At 66.5% G+C, this 16,862-nt stretch carries 22 protein-coding genes; 2 read left to right on the top strand and 20 right to left on the bottom strand.

Annotated features, from left to right (window positions below; genetic code table 11):
• Positions 1-49: 49 nt before the first annotated feature.
• The 4 genes from MNR00_RS04100 to MNR00_RS04085 all read right to left on the bottom strand — a co-directional run bounded on the left by MNR00_RS04100 (position 50) and on the right by MNR00_RS04085 (position 4,028).
• Positions 50-847 carry a sulfite exporter TauE/SafE family protein gene (locus MNR00_RS04100; RefSeq protein ID WP_241927905.1) on the bottom strand — a complete coding sequence of 266 codons (798 nt, stop codon included), beginning with the start codon at positions 845-847 and terminating at the stop codon, positions 50-52.
• Between the two features lie 67 nt (positions 848-914).
• Positions 915-2,462 (bottom strand): tripartite tricarboxylate transporter permease, encoded by a 1,548-nt coding sequence (locus MNR00_RS04095; protein ID WP_241927904.1) that lies wholly within the window; start codon positions 2,460-2,462, stop codon positions 915-917.
• Positions 2,462-3,007, bottom strand: a complete 546-nt coding sequence (locus MNR00_RS04090; protein WP_241927903.1) for a tripartite tricarboxylate transporter TctB family protein — start codon at positions 3,005-3,007, stop codon at positions 2,462-2,464. The genes MNR00_RS04095 and MNR00_RS04090 overlap by 1 nt, the downstream gene beginning before the upstream one ends.
• Position 3,008: 1 nt before the next feature.
• The gene (locus MNR00_RS04085; protein WP_241927902.1) at positions 3,009-4,028 is read right to left on the bottom strand and encodes a tripartite tricarboxylate transporter substrate binding protein; all 1,020 of its coding nucleotides are present in this window, start codon (positions 4,026-4,028) and stop codon (positions 3,009-3,011) included.
• 159 nt (positions 4,029-4,187) lie between these two features.
• Here MNR00_RS04085 and MNR00_RS04080 point away from each other — a divergent pair, with 159 nt between their 5' ends.
• Together MNR00_RS04080 and MNR00_RS04075 are read left to right on the top strand one after the other, a co-directional pair.
• Positions 4,188-5,447 carry a PAS domain-containing protein gene (locus tag MNR00_RS04080; protein WP_241927901.1) on the top strand — a complete coding sequence of 420 codons (1,260 nt, stop codon included), beginning with the start codon at positions 4,188-4,190 and terminating at the stop codon, positions 5,445-5,447.
• A gap of 74 nt (positions 5,448-5,521) precedes the next feature.
• Positions 5,522-7,096: an AMP-binding protein gene (locus MNR00_RS04075; RefSeq protein ID WP_241927900.1), complete on the top strand. Its 1,575-nt coding sequence runs from the start codon at positions 5,522-5,524 to the stop codon at positions 7,094-7,096.
• Positions 7,097-7,169: 73 nt separating this feature from the next.
• Here MNR00_RS04075 and rplQ read toward each other — a convergent pair whose 3' ends face one another.
• From rplQ to rpsH, 16 genes are all read right to left on the bottom strand, one after another.
• The gene (gene rplQ, locus MNR00_RS04070; RefSeq protein ID WP_241927899.1) at positions 7,170-7,841 is read right to left on the bottom strand and encodes a 50S ribosomal protein L17; all 672 of its coding nucleotides are present in this window, start codon (positions 7,839-7,841) and stop codon (positions 7,170-7,172) included.
• A 35-nt stretch (positions 7,842-7,876) separates the two neighbouring features.
• Positions 7,877-8,866, bottom strand: a complete 990-nt coding sequence (locus tag MNR00_RS04065; protein WP_241927898.1) for a DNA-directed RNA polymerase subunit alpha — start codon at positions 8,864-8,866, stop codon at positions 7,877-7,879.
• 120 nt (positions 8,867-8,986) lie between these two features.
• On the bottom strand, positions 8,987-9,385 hold the full coding sequence (rpsK, locus tag MNR00_RS04060; protein WP_241927897.1) for a 30S ribosomal protein S11: 399 nt from the start codon (positions 9,383-9,385) through the stop codon (positions 8,987-8,989).
• A 30-nt stretch (positions 9,386-9,415) separates the two neighbouring features.
• Positions 9,416-9,790 (bottom strand): 30S ribosomal protein S13, encoded by a 375-nt coding sequence (gene rpsM, locus MNR00_RS04055; RefSeq protein WP_241927896.1) that lies wholly within the window; start codon positions 9,788-9,790, stop codon positions 9,416-9,418.
• Between the two features lie 134 nt (positions 9,791-9,924).
• A complete protein-coding gene (rpmJ, locus tag MNR00_RS04050) occupies positions 9,925-10,041 on the bottom strand; it encodes a 50S ribosomal protein L36 (protein ID WP_241927895.1) in 117 nt (38 codons plus the stop codon).
• 65 nt (positions 10,042-10,106) lie between these two features.
• Positions 10,107-10,328: a translation initiation factor IF-1 gene (gene infA, locus MNR00_RS04045; protein WP_017201569.1), complete on the bottom strand. Its 222-nt coding sequence runs from the start codon at positions 10,326-10,328 to the stop codon at positions 10,107-10,109.
• Between the two features lie 155 nt (positions 10,329-10,483).
• Positions 10,484-11,152 (bottom strand): thioredoxin domain-containing protein, encoded by a 669-nt coding sequence (locus MNR00_RS04040; RefSeq protein WP_241927894.1) that lies wholly within the window; start codon positions 11,150-11,152, stop codon positions 10,484-10,486.
• Positions 11,153-11,248: 96 nt separating this feature from the next.
• Positions 11,249-12,097, bottom strand: a complete 849-nt coding sequence (map, locus tag MNR00_RS04035) for a type I methionyl aminopeptidase (RefSeq protein ID WP_241927893.1) — start codon at positions 12,095-12,097, stop codon at positions 11,249-11,251.
• A gap of 9 nt (positions 12,098-12,106) precedes the next feature.
• Complete coding sequence (locus MNR00_RS04030; RefSeq protein ID WP_241927892.1) at positions 12,107-12,703, bottom strand: adenylate kinase; 597 nt, start codon at positions 12,701-12,703, stop codon at positions 12,107-12,109.
• Positions 12,700-14,022, bottom strand: coding sequence for a preprotein translocase subunit SecY (gene secY, locus MNR00_RS04025; protein ID WP_241927891.1), 1,323 nt, complete (start codon positions 14,020-14,022; stop codon positions 12,700-12,702). Before secY ends, MNR00_RS04030 begins: the two co-directional genes overlap by 4 nt.
• 113 nt (positions 14,023-14,135) lie before the next feature.
• Complete coding sequence (gene rplO / locus MNR00_RS04020) at positions 14,136-14,690, bottom strand: 50S ribosomal protein L15 (RefSeq protein ID WP_241927890.1); 555 nt, start codon at positions 14,688-14,690, stop codon at positions 14,136-14,138.
• On the bottom strand, positions 14,690-14,875 hold the full coding sequence (gene rpmD, locus MNR00_RS04015) for a 50S ribosomal protein L30 (RefSeq protein ID WP_018171461.1): 186 nt from the start codon (positions 14,873-14,875) through the stop codon (positions 14,690-14,692). The genes rplO and rpmD overlap by 1 nt, the downstream gene beginning before the upstream one ends.
• Positions 14,875-15,558, bottom strand: coding sequence for a 30S ribosomal protein S5 (gene rpsE / locus MNR00_RS04010; RefSeq protein WP_241927889.1), 684 nt, complete (start codon positions 15,556-15,558; stop codon positions 14,875-14,877). Before rpsE ends, rpmD begins: the two co-directional genes overlap by 1 nt.
• Complete coding sequence (gene rplR, locus MNR00_RS04005; RefSeq protein ID WP_241927888.1) at positions 15,555-15,914, bottom strand: 50S ribosomal protein L18; 360 nt, start codon at positions 15,912-15,914, stop codon at positions 15,555-15,557. Before rplR ends, rpsE begins: the two co-directional genes overlap by 4 nt.
• 2 nt (positions 15,915-15,916) lie before the next feature.
• Positions 15,917-16,453, bottom strand: coding sequence for a 50S ribosomal protein L6 (gene rplF, locus MNR00_RS04000; protein WP_241927887.1), 537 nt, complete (start codon positions 16,451-16,453; stop codon positions 15,917-15,919).
• Between the two features lie 6 nt (positions 16,454-16,459).
• On the bottom strand, positions 16,460-16,858 hold the full coding sequence (gene rpsH / locus MNR00_RS03995; RefSeq protein WP_241927886.1) for a 30S ribosomal protein S8: 399 nt from the start codon (positions 16,856-16,858) through the stop codon (positions 16,460-16,462).
• Positions 16,859-16,862: the final 4 nt, after the last annotated feature.

The following is a 16,862-nucleotide window of genomic DNA, read 5'->3' as shown; positions in this document are numbered from 1 at the left end:
TCGACGCAGGCCGTGCGTATCCGCGTGCGCGGTCGGCGTCGGATGCTGGTCAGCGCCTGCGTCCGCGGATCGCCTTGACAGCCATCTGCACCGCGATGAAGACGAGGTAGCCGGCGAAGAGCATGTTGCCCAGCGGCGGATCGACCAGCGTGGCCAGCCACGCGCCCAGCGCGGTGGTCGTGCAGGCCGACAGGCCGATGAATGCCGCCGCGCGAAGATCGACGTTGCGGTTGCGCAGGTTGCCGATGGTGCCGGACACCGCGGTCGGGATCATCATCAGCAGCGAGGTGCCCTTGGCGACGAGGTCGCTGGTGCCGAACACCAGCATCAGCACTGGCACGACGACGACACCACCGCCGACGCCGATGAGCCCGGCGATGACGCCGGTGACCAGGCCGACCGCGGCAAGACCGATGCCGTTGCCCCAGCCGAGGATCAGCTCCGCATCACGCGATGGAATCACGACGAACAGACTGACGATGACCACAACCAGAAAGGCCACGAAACCCCAGCGCAGCGCCGTCTGCGAGACCTTCGGCAGCAGCCGCGTGCCGATCTGCGCGCCCACGACAGCCCCGGCGGCGAGGATCAGCGCGGGGATCCAGGCGACCGCATCCGCCAGCGCGTACGAGATGACGCCGACGCTCGCCGTCGGCACGATGGCGGCGAGCGAGGTGCCGGCGCTGAGCCGCTGGTTGTAGTGCAGCATCAGCACGAGCAGCGGCACGATGACGGTGCCGCCGCCGACGCCGAACAGGCCGGACAGGAGGCCGGCCGACAGCCCGATGAAGATGAACGTGAAGTATGCGCGAGGCTCCCGGGTGATGGCCTGATCCTCTGTACTCACACAGATCAGACTATCGCCGGGAGCCTCGCGCGCTTGACGCGGCAACCGCTCGCAGGCGCTGCCGCGCTCAGACCTCCTGGTCCGACTTGATCGGCAGGGCGATCGTCTCGGTGAGGTGCTGCTCGTAGCGCTGCTGGCGCCGGCGCAGCCACAGCCCGCCGACGACGAGCAGTGCGAGCACGCCGTACGCCGAGGCGGCGAACGGCTGCATGACGAGCGTCGACAGGTCGCCCTGGCTGAGCTGCAGCGCCTTGCGCAGGAACTCCTCGCCCATCGGGCCGAGGATCATGCCGACCACCAGCGGCGCGACCGGATACCCGTACCGGCGCATGAAGTAGCCGAGCACGCCGATGATCACCAGCATCAGGATGTCGATGACGGCGAAGTTCAGCGCGTACGCCCCGAACGCCGCGAACAGCAGGATGCCCGCGTAGAGGTAGGGGCGCGGGATCTGCAGCAGCTTCACCCACATGCCCACCAGCGGCAGGTTCAGGATGATCAGGATCACGTTGCCCAGGTACAGGCTGGCCACCAGTGCCCACACCAGCGCCGGCTGCGTCTCGAACAGCAGCGGTCCCGGCTGCAGACCGTACGCCTGGAAGGCGACCAGGATGATCGCCGCCGTCGCCGTGGTCGGCAGCCCGAGAGTCAGCAGGGGTACAAGGACGCCCGCCGCCGCCGCGTTGTTCGCCGATTCCGGGCCGGCCACGCCCTCGATCGCCCCTCGGCCGAACTCGTCCTTGTGCTTGGAGAGCTTGCGCTCGGTCGCATAGGACAGGAACGTCGCGACGTCAGCACCGCCGGCGGGGATCGTGCCGATCGGGAAGCCGATCGCCGTGCCGCGCAGCCATGGCTTCCAGGAGCGCCGCCAGTCCTGCCTGGTCATCCAGCTGTGCCACCCGCCCGTGACGGGGATGACGTCGACGGATCCGTGCCGCAGGCGCGAGGCGATGTACAGCGACTCCCCCACCGCGAACAGCCCGACCGCGACCAGCACGATGTCCACGCCGTCCGAGAGCGCGAGCACACCCATGGTGTAGCGCTGCTGCCCCGAGAGCACGTCGGTTCCGACCAGGCCGAGGAACAGCCCGACGCCCAGCGAGAGCATTCCTCGCGAGACCGAGCTGCCGATCAATGCGCCGACGGTGATGAAGGCGATCATGATCAGCGCGAAGTAGTCGGCGGGACCAAGGCCCACGGCGAACGACGCGAGCACGGGGGCGAGCAGGGTGAGTCCGACCGTGGCGATCGTGCCGGCGACGAACGAGCCGATGGCGGCGGTGGCGAGAGCTGTGGCACCTCGCCCCATCTTCGCCATCTTGTTGCCTTCGATGGCGGTGACGATCGAGGCGGACTCACCTGGCGTGTTCAGCAGGATGCTGGTGGTCGAGCCGCCGTACATGCCGCCGTAGTAGATGCCGGCGAAGGTGATCAGCGCCGCGGTGGGGTCGAGCGTGTAGGTCAGCGGCAGCAGCAGTGCGACGGTCATCGCGGGGCCGATGCCAGGCAGCACGCCGACGGCGGTGCCGATCAGCACGCCGATGAAGGCGAAGACGAGGTACTGCGGCTGCAGTGCGGTCGCGAAGCCCTCCATGAGCAGAGTCCAGGCATCCATCAGAGGATCCCTCCCAACCAGCCGAGCGCGGGGCCGAGCGGCAGCGACAGCGACAGCAGCTCGCCGAAGACGATCTGCACGATCAGTCCGACGACGAGTCCGATCACGAACCCGAGCCACCAGCGTTTCGCACCGAGCGCCCAGGCGACGACGCCGAACAGCAGTGCGGCTGCCGGCGCCCAGCCGATCACGTCGATCAGCAGCAGGTGTGCCACCAGGGCACCGACGATCTTGGCGAGGGTCAGCCAGTCGGTCGTGGCGTTCGGATCGATGTCCTCCCCATCTTCGACCTCAGCGCGCTCTCCGTGGAAGAGGCCGATGAGCACGGCGACGGCCGAGCCGAGCAGCACCACGGCGACGAAGATCGGGAAGACCCGCGGGCCGACCTGGACGCCGACCGGAACGTGGATGCTGAAGACGCCGATCACGGCGAAGACGCCGAGGGCGAGCATGAACAGGGCGAAGACGAGTTCTCCGATGGGAACCCGTGGGGCGGGCCGAGTGCTCTCGGCCCGCCCGTTCGCCCCGGTGAGCGGGGCGGTCATGTCAGATCAGTCCGATGTTCTTCAGCGTGCCGGTGACATCCGTGATGCTCTCCTCGACGAAGGCGTCCAGGTCGTCGCCGACCAGGAAGGCATCCGCCCACCCCTTCGTCTCGAGCTCGGTCGTCCAGGCGCCGGTGTCGTGCATCTCGGTGACGATGCGCTCCAGCTCGGCCCGCTCGGCGTCGGAGATCCCACCGGGGGCGATCACTCCGCGCCAGTTGGTGAGCACGACGTCGTAGCCGGCATCGGTGATCGTGGGCACGTCCGGCAGCTGGGCGACCGGCTCGGCGCCCGAGACGGCGAGCGCGCGCATGGTGCCCTTCTCGATGTGCTGCTGGAACTCGGCGACACCCGAGATGCCGGCGGCGACCTTGTTGCCGATGATCAGCGACACGGCCTCGCCGCCTCCGGCGTTGGGCGTGTAGTTCAGCTTCGCGGGGATCTCGGTGGCGTCGAGGCCGGCTGCCTCGAGCATGAGCCCCGCGAGGATGTGGTCAGCGCCGCCCGCCGAGCCTCCGGTGACGGTGATCGCCTGTCCCTTGTCGACGATGTCCTCGACGAGGTCTTCAAGAGTCTTGTACTTCGAGTCGGCGGGAACGACGACAACCAGTGCCTCGTCGGTGAGGCGGGCGATCGGCGTCGTGTCCTCCAGGCGCACCTGCGAGCCGTTGGTCTCGATCGCGCCGACCATGACCAGCCCGTTGACCATCAGCGTGGCAGGGTCCTTGACGTTCGCCAGCTGGGCGAGCCCGATCGTGCCGCCGGCTCCGCCGACGTTGGTGACTGCGGCGGTGCCGACGATGCCCTCGTCGGTGATCACCTTCGAGATGGCGCGACCGGTCTGGTCCCAGCCGCCGCCGGGGTCTGCGGGGACGATGATCGAGACGTCCGAGAAGCTCGTCTTCGCATCGCCCCCTTCGGCGGGCTTGTCGCCCGTGCCGCCGCCCTGGGCCGAGCAGCCGGTGAGCGCCAGGGCCGCGATGGCGGCGATGGCGACGAGTGCTGTGCGTGTCTTGTTCATGTGCTCCTCCTTGAGCGCTGTCGGGATGCTGGCAACCGTATGCACCGCGGGGAGGTGACCTCTGCTTCCGAAATCATTGGTCGACGTTACGAAAGTATTGGTCGCGGATGCCCCTGCAGAGCGGTGGCCGACTCCCTCGCACGCGGGGACAATGGATGAGTGGCCTCGAAGACGAAGCGCGCGTCGCTGAAGACGCAGGACGGCAGCATGTCGCTGCGGGTGCAGCTGATCCTGCTGCAGGCCCTGATCGTGTGCCTGGTGACGCTGGCCGCCGGCATCGCCGCCGGCGCCTTCCAGGAGCGCGCGCTGCGTGAGGCGTATCAGGAGCGCATGATGGCGGTCGCGCTGTCGTTCTCACAGCTGCCCACAGTGCTCGACGCCTTCGACGACGCCGACCCCTCGGCCGCGATCCAGCCCGTCGCCGAGGTCATCCGCACCTCGTCGGACCTCGCCTACGTCGTGGTGGCAAATGCCGATGGCATCCGATACTCCCACCCCAACGTCGACCGCATCGGGCATCCCGTCTCGACCGACGCATCGATCCCACTCTCGGGCAAGATCTACACCGGCACCCAGACCGGCACGCTCGGGCCGTCGTGGCGGGTGAAGGTGCCGATCTTCGGTGACGACGGCGAAGTCATCGGCACGGTGTCGGTCGGAATCCTCGAACAGAACCTGAACGACGAGTTCCTGACGAACCTCGCCTGGCTGATCGCGACCATGGTCGCAGCCGTGCTGCTGGGTGTGCTCGGCGCGGCCTGGGTGACCTCGGTGATCCGGCGACGCATCCACCGACTGGAGCCGCATCAGATCACCGCGCTAGTGCAGAACCAGCAGACCACGCTGCACGGCCTCAGCGAGGGCGTCATCACGGTGGATGAGCGCGGCATCATCACGCTGGCCAATGATGCCGCCGCGCGGTTCCTGCAGACGGCTGCCGGAGAGCTCACCGGGGCTGCGGCGATCGATGTACTGCCGCCGGATGTCTACCAGGCGCTGCAGGAGGGCGAGGACGCCGGGCGGCCGCTGATCCTCGGCAGCCGGGTCGTGGTCGCCCGAAGCACGGTGCGCACCACCGTGGGAGCTGCGACTCTGCTGCTGCGCGATCACACCGAGCTGCACGACGTCGTGCGCCGGGTGGAGGCGGCGGATGCGATCATCGCGTTCCGCCAGCGCGATGGCATCCCCAAGGGTCTGAGCGCTGAGACCCTCGAGCGCGTGGTCGAGGCGCTGGGCGAGCAGCCCGATGCCTCGGCGACGGAGATCGGCGACTCACTGTCTATCTCACGGGTGAGCGCGAGGCGCTACCTGGAGTACCTGGCCAGCACCGGACGCGCGATCCGCACCCTGGACTACGCCACGAAGGGGCGCCCAGGCAGCCGCTACCGGCTGAATGATCCGGTCGGCAGCGAGATCTGATCCGTGGGATTGCGTCGCACGGTATGCGAAACTGACTTCCAACCCGCTAGGACGCACGATCGAAGGAGATCACCATGCGCAGCACCCTTCCCGATGTCGAGATCCCTGACGTCTCGATCTACGAGTACCTCTTCGGCGGACTCGATGAGACCGATCTCGATCGCATCGCGATCATCGACGGCACGTCGGGCGCCGAGACCACGTACCGTCAGCTGGTGGGACAGATCAACCTGTTCGCCGGTGCACTGGCCGCACGCGGCATCGGGGTCGGCGACCGCGTCGGCGTCCTGTGCCCGAACGTGCCCGCTTTCGCGACCGTGTTCCACGGCATCCTCCGCGCCGGAGCGACCGCGACCACCATCAACTCGCTTTACACCCCCGACGAGATCGCGAACCAGCTCGAGGATGCCGACGCGGAGTGGCTCATCACGGTCTCTCCGCTGCTGCCAGGCGCGAAGGCCGCCGCTGCGAAGCGCGGCATCGCCGATGACCATCTGATCGTGCTCGACGGCGCCGAAGGGCACCCGAACCTGCGCGAACTGCTCGGTGAGGGGCATCCCGCCCCCGACGTCAACTTCGACCCGGCGACGCACCTCGCCGTGCTCCCCTACTCCTCCGGCACCACCGGGCGTCCGAAGGGCGTGATGCTCACGCACCGCAACCTGGTCGCCAACGTCGCCCAGGTGATCCCGATGACCACCATCGACTCGGACGACCGCATCCTGGCCGTCCTGCCGTTCTTCCACATCTACGGCATGACCGTGCTGCTGAACTTCGCCATGCGCAGGCGGGCGGGCCTGGTGACAATGCCCAAGTTCGACCTGCTGGAGTTCCTGCGGATCATCCAGGAGCACCGCACGACCTGGGTGTTCGTCGCCCCTCCGATCGCAGTGGCCCTCGCCAAGCACCCGATCGTCGACCAGTACGACCTGTCTGCGGTGAAGGTCATCTTCTCGGGTGCGGCACCGCTCGACGGCGCACTCGCCACCGCGGTCGAGCATCGACTGCACGTCGAGGTGGTGCAGGGCTACGGCATGACCGAGACCAGCCCGGCCGTGAACATCATCCCGGCCGGACGCACCGACATCGACAAGTCCTCGATCGGGCCGCTGGTGCCGAACACCGAGGCGCGCATCGTCGACCCCGAGACCGGCCACGACGTCGACGTCCCGGCCGAAGGCGCGAGCGAGCCCGGCGAGCTGTGGGTGCGCGGACCGCAGATCATGACCGGCTACCTCGGCCGACCCGAGGCCACGGCGGAGATGTTGGATGCTGATGGCTGGCTGCGCACCGGAGACATCGCGACCGTCACCGCTGACGGCATCTACCGGATCGTCGACCGGCTCAAGGAGCTGATCAAGTACAAGGGCTATCAGGTGGCGCCCGCCGTGCTGGAGGCTCTGCTGCTGGAGCACCCCGGCATCGCCGACGCGGCCGTGATCGGCGTGAACGACGAGGACGGCCAGGAGGTGCCCAAGGCGTACGTCGTCCGCCAGCAGGGTGCGGAGCTCTCTGAGCAGGACGTGATGGACTTCGTCACGGCACGGGTCGCACCGCACGAGAAGGTGCGCCTGGTGGAGTTCATCGACGTGGTGCCCAAGTCGAGCTCCGGCAAGATCCTGCGCAAGGATCTGCGGGCTGCCTTGTAACGGCCGAGCCGCGAGGGCACGAAAAAGCCCGCCGCCCCGAAAGGGAGCGGCGGGCTCTTCAGTACGCGGTGGCTTACTTGCCGGCCTCGACGAAGCCTGCAGCCTCAGCGGCCTCAGCGGTGCGGAACCACACCTCTGCGACGGTCGCGTCGTACCACTGGCCATCGGGACGGTGGAACTTCATCGAGTCCTTGTTGCCCTTGATGTCGAAGCCCTCGGGCGCCGAGCCGTCCTCGAGAGGAGCAGCCGAGTCATCACCGAAGCCACCGTCGACGAGCGCTGCCGGGGCAGCGGTCTCCTCGGCGGGAGCCTCTTCGGCCTTCTTGGCCTTCGGAGCGGCAGCCTTCTCAGCCTTCGGAGCGGCCTTCTTCTTCTTCGGCGTGACGGGCTCGAGAACGAGCTCGATCACGGCCATGGGCGCGTTGTCGCCCTTGCGGTTGCCGACCTTCGTGATGCGGGTGTAGCCACCCTCACGCTCGGCGACCAGCGGTGCGATCTCGTTGAACAGGACGTGCAGGGCGTCCTTGTTCGAGCGCAGCACGGTGAGCGCACGACGACGCGCGTGCAGGTCGCCGCGCTTGCCGAGCGTGATCAGGCGCTCGGCAAGCGGACGCAGGCGCTTCGCCTTGGTCTCGGTCGTCTTGATCGACTTGTTGGTGAAGAGCGCAGCTGCGAGGTTCGCGAGAAGCAGGCGCTCGTGTGCGGGGCCGCCTCCGAGGCGGGGACCCTTGGTGGGCTTAGGCATATTCGTCTATCTCCTGGTCGGAAAGAGGTCGGGTATCAGAAGGACTCGTCTTCGCCTGCGCTGTAGAAGTGGGCGCCGTCGAAACCGGGCACCGAATCCTTCAGCGACAGACCGAGCGAGACGAGCTTGTCGCGCACCTCGTCGACCGACTTCTGTCCGAAATTGCGGATGTTCATCAGCTGCGTCTCGGAAAGGGCCACCAGCTCCGAGACGGTGTTGATGCCCTCACGCTTGAGGCAGTTGTACGAGCGCACCGACAGATCGAGGTCCTCGATCGGCATGGAGAGCTCGCTGGAGAGCACAGCCTCGACCGGCGCGGGGCCGATCTCGATGCCCTCGGCCTCGACGTTCAGCTCGCGGGCGAGGCCGAACAGCTCGGTGAGGGTCTTGGCTGCCGAGGCGACGGCGTCGCGCGGGCTGATCGCCGACTTCGTCTCGACGTCAAGGACGAGCTTGTCGAAGTCAGTGCGCTCGCCGGCGCGGGTGGCGTCGACGCGGTAGCTGACCTTGAGCACCGGCGAGTAGATCGAGTCGACCGGAATCTGGCCGGCCTCTGCGTACTCGTTGCGGTTCTGCGAAGCCGACACGTAGCCACGGCCACGCTCGATGGTGAGCTCGAGCTCGAAGCGCGCGGTGTCGTTGAGCGTCGCGATGACCAGCTCGGGGTTGTGCACCTCGACACCCGCCGGAGCGGAGATGTCGGCTGCAGTGACCTCGCCGGCGCCCGTCTTGCGCAGGTACGCGGTGATGGGCTCGTCGCGCTCGCTGGAGACAACCAGCTGCTTGATGTTGAGGATGATCTCGGTGACGTCCTCCTTCACACCGGGGATCGTGCTGAACTCGTGCAGCACGCCGTCGATGCGAATGGTGGTGACCGAGGCGCCAGGGATCGACGAGAGCAGGCTGCGACGCAGCGCGTTGCCGATCGTGTAGCCGAAACCGGGCTCGAGCGGCTCGATGATGAACCGGCTGCGGTTCTCGGCGATCTTTTCCTCGGTAAGAGTGGGACGCTGTGCAATGAGCACTATGTGTTCCTTTCGATCACATGCCCGCTATATGACATGTGTGGGTGAGGTCTTGAGTTTTGGAAACCTGAGGGCAAGGATGCCGCTCCTCCAGTGGATGAGCGGCATCCTCACGCGAGATCAGACGCGGCGGCGCTTCGGCGGACGGCAGCCGTTGTGGGCCTGCGGCGTCACGTCCGAGATCGAGCCGACCTCGAGGCCGGCGGCCTGCAGCGAGCGGATCGCGGTCTCGCGACCCGAACCCGGGCCCTTGACGAAGACGTCGACCTTCTTGACGCCGTGCTCAGCAGCCTGGCGGGCAGCGGACTCCGCTGCCATGCCTGCGGCGTACGGCGTCGACTTGCGCGAGCCCTTGAAGCCCACGCCACCGGACGATGCCCAGCTGATGACAGCGCCGGACGGGTCGGTGATCGAGACGATGGTGTTGTTGAACGTCGACTTGATGTGGGCCTGGCCCAGCGCGATGTTCTTCTTTTCCTTGCGGCGCGGCTTGCGCGCGGCGGCCTTAGGTGCAGCCATGAAAGTGTTCTCCTATTCCCTGGCCGCTGCTTAGCGGGCCTTCTTCTTGCCGGCGACGGTGCGCTTCGGGCCCTTGCGGGTGCGGGCGTTGGTCTTGGTGCGCTGACCGCGGACAGGAAGGCCACGACGGTGGCGGATGCCCTCGTAGGAGCCGATCTCGACCTTGCGGCGGATGTCGGCGGCGACCTCACGGCGAAGGTCACCCTCCACCTTGTAGGTGCCTTCGATGTGGTCGCGCAGTGCGATGAGCTGCTCGTCGCTGAGGTCCTTGACGCGGATCGACTCGTCGATCTCGGTCGCCTTGAGGATCTCGACGGAGCGGGTGCGGCCGATGCCGTAGATGTACGTGAGGGCGATCACCACGCGCTTATCGCGCGGGATGTCAACGCCGGCAAGACGTGCCATGCGGTTTCTCCTGGAGTGTTGTGGAGGTGTGGAGCAGCATCCGGTCCCGGGCCTCCGCCCCGAGGTGTCCCCCGCTCACGCGGGTTCCGATGCTGCCTGTTTTCGATATTGAGTTGTGAGTGGGTGGTCCCGACTCAGCCCTGGCGCTGCTTGTGACGCGGGTTCGACTTGCAGATGACCATGACGCGTCCGTGACGACGGATTACGCGGCAGTGGTCGCACATGGGCTTGACGCTGGGCTTGACCTTCATGATGTTTCCTATTCGCTGTCTTCACCGAGCAGGCGTGAATGCCTGAGGTGTTACTTCTCGACCGATCAGCGGTAGCGGTAGACGATCCGGCCGCGCGTGAGGTCGTATGGAGAGAGCTCCACGACCACGCGGTCCTCGGGAATGATGCGGATGTAGTTCTGCCGCATCTTGCCTGAGATCGTTGCCAGGACCTTGTGTCCGTTGCTCAGTTCAACGCGGAACATCGCGTTGGGAAGAGCCTCGGAGATCACGCCCTCGATCTCGATGACACCGTCTTTCTTAGCCATAGCCTCGCTGACGCTTCTGCAGATCGGTCGATCTGCGGTGGGTGGGTGATGATTTCGGTACTGCCCATCTGGACACGCCAGAACTAGGCACAAGGCACCAAAGATCTATGATATACCTTCGGTCCGCATGCGGCAAATGCAGCCGCCGGCTTGGGTCAGCCGAGCAGCTTCGTGAGCTTCTGCATATCGGCTTGATCCTGCAGATTGAGGCGCTCGCCATTGACATCGACCGTCGGCGTGCCGCCGATCTCGTGGGCCTTCGCCTGCGCCGCACCGTACTTGCGGTAGGTCTCGTCGGTGATGCACGCGACCGAGTCGTCGGCGCCGACCTGCGTTGCGAACTGCGCCAGCTGCTCGGTGGGCAGGCCCGAGGTGTTCTCGGCCGGCTGATTGGCGAACAGCGTCTTCGCATAGTCGAGATACAGGTCAGGGTTGTTCTCCGCGACGCAGATGGCCGCGCCCGCGGAGCGGGAGGAGTACTCGGTGCCTTGCGAGTAGCGATCGAGGATCGCGATCGGGTGGTATTCGAGCGTGATCTTGCCGGCCTCTGCGGCCTGCTCCAGCGCGGGACCCATCTGCTCTTCGAAGCTCTTGCAGGCAGGGCACTGGAAGTCGAGGAACACCGACACGGTGTCTTCACCATCACCGAACGAGATGGCGCCGGTCTCTGCGTTGAAGATCTCACTGCCTGTGGGCGCGGCGCCCGGGTCGTTGGCCTGGTTGTTCATCCACAGCACGACGCCACCGAGTGCGACGAGCACCACGACGACGGCGGCCGAGATTCCGATGGCGAACCAATTGGTCTTGCCCTGTGCAGCAGCCATAGCTTTCCGATCTGTGTACGGCTCGCCACGGGGCGAGTCCTGTTGCCTCAAGGATAATTCTGCCCAGACGTGGCTATGTCTGGCGTGTGAGCGCCCTCAGACGATGGGCGTCGGGGTCACACCGAACGGCGCGAGCCCTGCGGCTCCCCCATCGGGCGCGGTGAGCACCCAGATGCCGTTCTCATGCCGTGCGACGCTGTGCTCCCAGTGCGAGCCGTCTGATCCGTCCACCGTCGACACGGTCCAGTCATCGTCCTCGACGAACGTCGCCTCACCACCGGCGGTGACCATCGGCTCGATCGCGAGCGCCAGGCCGGGGCGGATCTCGGCGCCGGCATCCGGTGTGCGGTAGTTGAAGACGCTCGGCGCCTCGTGCATCTTGCGCCCGATGCCGTGCCCGACGTACTCGCGCAGGATGCCATAGGGCTGGCCCGATACGGTCGAGGTCCCCTGCGCTTCGATGTAGGCCTGAATGGCCGCGCCGATCTCGCCGATGTGGGTGGCGGATGCCATGGCGGCGATGCCGGCCCACATCGAGCCCTCTGTGACGCGGGAGAGCTCCTGACGCTGCGCGACGAGCTCGGGGCGGGAATCGTCCGGCACCACGAAGGTGACGGCGCTGTCGCCGTTCCAGCCCTGGTACTGCGCGCCGCAGTCGACCGAGACGATGTCGCCCGGCTGCAGGATGAGCGCACCGGGGATGCCGTGCACGACCTGCTCGTTCACCGAGATGCAGGTGGTGTGCCGGTAGCCGCGGACGAGCTGGAAGTTCGACTCCGCACCGCGGCCGACGATGACGCTCTGCGCCTTGGCATCCAACTCCGCCGTGCTCACCCCGACACGCACCATCGGCCGCAGCGCGTCAAGCGCTGCGGCCGTGATGAGACCGGGTTCGATCATCGAGCGCAGCTGCGCCGGACTCTTGTAGATCGACTTGCGGAACATGAGTGCGGGTCAGACCAGCTGCGCGATGCCGCGCGCGGCAAGCGCATCCGAGATGCGTGCGGTGATCTCGTCGAGCGAGCCCACCCCGTCGATCCGATCGACGATCCCGCGCTCGGCGTACACCGAGATGATCGGCGCGGTCTCGTGCTCGTAGATCGACAGACGGTGCGCGATGGCCTCATCGGTGTCATCCGAGCGGCCCTGCTCCACAGCACGCAGGCTGAGGCGGGCGATGCTCTCCTCGCGGGGCACGTCGAGCAGGACGACGGCATCCAGCGATGAGCCGCTCTCGGCGAGGAACTCGTCGAGGTGCGCGACCTGCACGGTGTTACGCGGGTAGCCGTCGAGCAGGAAGCCGTTCGCGGCGTCGTCCTGCGACAGACGGTCGCGCACGATCTCGCTGGTCAGCTCGTCGGGCACCAGGTCGCCGGCGTCGAGGATCGCGGTGACCTTCTGACCGAGCTCGGTGCCCGCCTTGATGTTGGCGCGGAAGATGTCACCGGTGGAGACCACGGGGATCTGCAGCGCCTCGGCGATGCGCACACCCTGGGTTCCCTTGCCCGAGCCCTGCGGGCCGACGATGAGCAGACGTGCGGGTGCGGTCATCGGAGGAGCCCTTCGTAGTGACGCTGCTGCAGCTGTGCATCGATCTGCTTGACGGTCTCGAGTCCGACACCGACGATGATCAGGATCGAGGCGCCGCCGAACGGGAAGTTCTGGTTCGCCTGCACGGTGGCCAGTGCGATCAGCGGGATCAGCGCGACGATGCCGAGGTAGAGAGCGCCGGGGAATGTGATGCGGGTGATCACGTAGTCGAGGTACTCCGCCGTGGGACGGCCGGCACGGATGCCGGGGATGAATCCGCCGTACTTCTTCATGTTGTCGGCGACCTCGACCGGGTTGAAGGTGATCGCCACGTAGAAGTAGGTGAAGCCGATGATCAGCAGGAAGTAGACCAGCATGTAGAGCGGCTGGTCGCCGGATGCGAGGTTCGTCAGGATCCACGTGACCCAGGCCGCCGGCTCGCTGCCGTCGGTGGGGGTGTTGAACTGCGCGATCAGCATCGGCACGTACAGCAGCGACGAGGCGAAGATGATCGGGATCACACCGGCCATGTTCACCTTGATCGGGATGTAGGTGTTCGTACCGCCGTACGTACGACGGCCGACCATGCGCTTGGCGTACTGCACCGGCACCCGTCGCTGCGACTGCTCGACGTAGACGATCGCCGACATGACGACCAGACCGACTGCCATCACCAGCAGGAAGACCTCGAAGCCCTTGGCCTCCCAGATGCCCCACATGGCGGCCGGGAAGGTCGCGGCGATCGACGTGAAGATCAGGAGCGACATGCCGTTGCCGATGCCGCGCTCGGTGACGAGCTCGGCCATCCACATGATCAGACCAGTGCCGGCGGTCATCGCCATGATGATGAGTAGCTGCGCCCACCACACGTCATTGGTCAGCAGGTTCTGGCAGGCCGCGATCTCGGTGTTGCCGAACAGCTGACCGCTGCGGGCGACCGTGACCAGCGTGCTGGACTGCAGCAGCGCGAGCGCGATTGTCAGGTAGCGGGTGTACTGCGTGAGCGTGGCCTGGCCCGCCTGGCCCTCCTTGTGGAGAGTCTCGAAGTGCGGGATGACGACGCGCAGCAGCTGCGTGATGATCGTCGCGGTGATGTAGGGCATCACGCCGAGGGCGAAGATCGACAGCTGCAGCAGTGCACCGCCGGAGAACAGGTTCACGAGACCGAGCAGGCCATCGGTGCCCGCGTTGGCCGCGAGGCACTGCTCGACATTCGGGAAGTTCACGAATGGGGCCGGCACGTTCGAACCGAGACGGTACAGAGCGATGATGCCGATGGTGAATAGGATCTTCCGCCGCAGGTCAGGCGTACGGAAGATTCGCGCGATGGCGCTAAACAAGGGCGTTCCTCCTGAAGGGATTGCCGAACGTCGAAGGACGGCCGAATGTCCAGAGTAACGCAAAGGAGGGACCGGATAATCTCCGACCCCTCCTTGCGTTCACACGGGAATACTCAGTTGATCGAACCGCCGGCGGCGACGATCTTCTGCTCAGCGCTGCCCGAGACCTTGTCGACCGACACGGTGAGCTTGACCGAGATGTCGCCCTCGCCGAGGACCTTGACCTTCTCGTTCTTGCGCACGGCGCCCTTGGCGACGAGGTCGCTGACGGTGACGTCGCCACCCTTGGGGTAGAGCTCGGCGAGCTTGGCCAGGTTCACGACCTGGTACTCGACGCGGAACGGGTTCTTGAACCCGCGCAGCTTCGGGGTGCGCATGTGCAGCGGCATCTGCCCACCCTCGAAGCCGACCCGGACGGTGTTGCGGGCCTTGGTGCCCTTGGTGCCGCGACCGGCGGTCTTGCCCTTGGAGCCCTCACCGCGACCGACACGGGTCTTCGCGGTGTTGGATCCGGGGACCGGACGCAGGTGGTGCACCTTCAGGACGGCGGGACGCGATGCAGGAGCATCCTTCGTCTCTGCCTTCTTCGCCGGAGCCTTCTTTGCTGCCGTCTTGGGAGCGGCCTTCTTGGGGGCCTTCTCCTCGACTGCTTCGTTCTTCTCAGCCATTAGTCGATCTCCTCAACCTTGACGAGGTGAGCGACGGTGCGGACGTAGCCGCGCGTCTGGGCGTCATCGGGACGGACGACCGAGTCGCCGATCCGCTTGAGGCCGAGCGAACGCAGCGTGTCGCGCTGGTTCTGCTTCTCACTCACCTTGGACTTCACCTGCGTGACCTTGAGGCGCGCAGCCATCAGGCACCTACCTTCTGCGCAGCGGCGGCGGCAGCGGCCTTCGCCTCGTTGCGGATGATGATCTCGGGCACGACGGCGTCGTACTCGAGGCCACGACGAGCGGCGACGGCGCGCGGCTCCTCGAGGCTCTGGAGAGCCTCGACCGTGGCGTGCACGATGTTGATCGTGTTCGACGAGCCGAGCGACTTCGACAGGACATCGTGGATGCCTGCGCACTCGAGCACGGCGCGGACGGGACCACCGGCGATGACACCGGTACCGGCAGCAGCCGGACGCAGCAGCACCACACCGGCAGCGGCCTCACCCTGCACGGGGTGCGGGATCGTCGAGCCGACGCGGGGCACGCGGAAGAAGTTCCGCTTGGCCTCTTCGACACCCTTCGAGATCGCCAGGGGCACCTCGCGGGCCTTGCCGTAGCCGACGCCGACCAGACCGTTGCCGTCACCGACGACCACGAGAGCGGTGAAGCTGAAGCGACGTCCACCCTTCACGACCTTCGAGACGCGGTTGATGGTGACAACGCGCTCCAGGAACTGGTTGTCGCCACGGTCGCGCGAGTTGCGGTCGCGGCTCTGGCCGCGGTCGCGGCCACCACGGCGGCCGTCACGCTGCTCGCGCTGCGGCTCGGCCTGAGCCTCGGCAGGAGCGGTTTCGGTCACTTCGTTCTCCTTGTTGTCACTCACAGTGCCAGCCCCCCTTCACGGGCGCCATCGGCGATGGCTGCGACACGACCGGCGTAGCGGTTGCCGCCGCGGTCGAACACTGCCTCGGAAACGCCGGCGGCCTTCGCGCGCTCGGCGACGAGCTCGCCGACCTTGCGGGCCTTGGCGGTCTTGTCACCGTCGAACGAGCGCAGGTCGGTCTCGAGCGTGGAAGCGGATGCCACAGTGTGGCCCTTGGCGTCATCCACCAGCTGCACGAACACGTGGCGCGCGGAGCGGTTGACGACGAGACGCGGACGCAGGTCGGTGCCGACGATCTTCTTGCGAAGACGTGCGTGGCGACGTGCGCGGGCGGCGGACTTTGACTTCACAGCCATGGTTACTTACCAGCCTTTCCGGCCTTGCGACGCACGATTTCGCCGGCGTAGCGCACACCCTTGCCCTTGTACGGCTCGGGCTTGCGGATCTTGCGGATGTTCGCAGCTGCCTCGCCGACAGCCTGCTTGTCGATGCCACTGACGGTCACCTTGTTGGTGCCCTCGACGGTCAGGGTGATCCCTGCCGGCGGGTCGATCAGCACGGGGTGCGAGAAGCCGAGGGCGAACTCGATCGAGCTGCCCTTCTGCTGCACGCGGTAACCGGTGCCGACGACCTCGAGGCCCTTGGTGTAACCCTGGGTGACGCCGATGATGTTGTTGTTGATGAGCGTGCGGGTCAGGCCGTGAAGCGACCGCGACTCACGCTCGTCGTTCGGGCGGGTGACCAGAATCTGGTTCTCCTCGACCGAAACCTCGATGGGGTTGGCCAGGGACAGGGTGAGCTCACCCTTGGGGCCCTTGACCGCGACCTCACGACCGTCGACCGAAACGGTCACGCCCGCGGGGATGTCAATGGGAAGACGTCCAATACGCGACATGTCAGATCACCACACGTAGGCGATGACTTCCCCGCCCACGCCCTTCTTCTCAGCCTGGCGGTCGGTGAGGAGACCGGAGGAGGTGGACAGGATGGCAACGCCGAGGCCACCGAGGACCTTGGGCAGCTCGGTCGACTTCGCGTAGACGCGGAGACCGGGCTTCGACACGCGCTTGATGCCAGCGATGGAGCGCTCACGGTTGGGACCGTACTTGAGCGACAGGGTGAGGTTGCTGCCGACGCGAGCGTCTGCGACCTCGAAGCCGGCGATGTAGCCCTCCTGCTGGAGGATCTGTGCGATGTTCGTCTTGAGCTTGCTCGACGGCATGGTCACGGAATCGTGATGCGCCGAGTTCGCGTTGCGCAGACGGGTCAGCATATCTGCGACCGGGTCTGTCATCGTCATAATG

It is taken from the genome of Microbacterium sp. H1-D42, assembly GCF_022637555.1.
Classification (GTDB): domain Bacteria; phylum Actinomycetota; class Actinomycetes; order Actinomycetales; family Microbacteriaceae; genus Microbacterium.
The sequence above is the reverse complement of the archived record's forward strand: the minus strand, read 5'-3'. Positions and strand labels throughout refer to the sequence as shown.

Excerpts from the sequence above, each read along its gene's own strand:
- MNR00_RS04095 (WP_241927904.1), bottom strand. The coding sequence starts at position 2,462 with ATGGATGCCTGGACTCTGCTCATGGAGGGCTTCGCGACCGCACTGCAG.
- MNR00_RS04090 (WP_241927903.1), bottom strand. The coding sequence starts at position 3,007 with ATGACCGCCCCGCTCACCGGGGCGAACGGGCGGGCCGAGAGCACTCGG.
- MNR00_RS04085 (WP_241927902.1), bottom strand. The coding sequence starts at position 4,028 with ATGAACAAGACACGCACAGCACTCGTCGCCATCGCCGCCATCGCGGCC.
- MNR00_RS04075 (WP_241927900.1), top strand. The coding sequence starts at position 5,522 with ATGCGCAGCACCCTTCCCGATGTCGAGATCCCTGACGTCTCGATCTAC.
- rplQ (WP_241927899.1), bottom strand. The coding sequence starts at position 7,841 with ATGCCTAAGCCCACCAAGGGTCCCCGCCTCGGAGGCGGCCCCGCACAC.
- rpsK (WP_241927897.1), bottom strand. The coding sequence starts at position 9,385 with ATGGCTGCACCTAAGGCCGCCGCGCGCAAGCCGCGCCGCAAGGAAAAG.
- rpsM (WP_241927896.1), bottom strand. The coding sequence starts at position 9,790 with ATGGCACGTCTTGCCGGCGTTGACATCCCGCGCGATAAGCGCGTGGTG.
- rpmJ (WP_241927895.1), bottom strand. The coding sequence starts at position 10,041 with ATGAAGGTCAAGCCCAGCGTCAAGCCCATGTGCGACCACTGCCGCGTA.
- infA (WP_017201569.1), bottom strand. The coding sequence starts at position 10,328 with ATGGCTAAGAAAGACGGTGTCATCGAGATCGAGGGCGTGATCTCCGAG.
- MNR00_RS04040 (WP_241927894.1), bottom strand. The coding sequence starts at position 11,152 with ATGGCTGCTGCACAGGGCAAGACCAATTGGTTCGCCATCGGAATCTCG.
- map (WP_241927893.1), bottom strand. The coding sequence starts at position 12,097 with ATGTTCCGCAAGTCGATCTACAAGAGTCCGGCGCAGCTGCGCTCGATG.
- MNR00_RS04030 (WP_241927892.1), bottom strand. The coding sequence starts at position 12,703 with ATGACCGCACCCGCACGTCTGCTCATCGTCGGCCCGCAGGGCTCGGGC.
- rplO (WP_241927890.1), bottom strand. The coding sequence starts at position 14,690 with ATGGCTGAGAAGAACGAAGCAGTCGAGGAGAAGGCCCCCAAGAAGGCC.
- rpmD (WP_018171461.1), bottom strand. The coding sequence starts at position 14,875 with ATGGCTGCGCGCCTCAAGGTCACGCAGGTGAAGTCCAAGGTGAGTGAG.
- rplR (WP_241927888.1), bottom strand. The coding sequence starts at position 15,914 with ATGGCTGTGAAGTCAAAGTCCGCCGCCCGCGCACGTCGCCACGCACGT.
- rplF (WP_241927887.1), bottom strand. The coding sequence starts at position 16,453 with ATGTCGCGTATTGGACGTCTTCCCATTGACATCCCCGCGGGCGTGACC.
- rpsH (WP_241927886.1), bottom strand. The coding sequence starts at position 16,858 with ATGACGATGACAGACCCGGTCGCAGATATGCTGACCCGTCTGCGCAAC.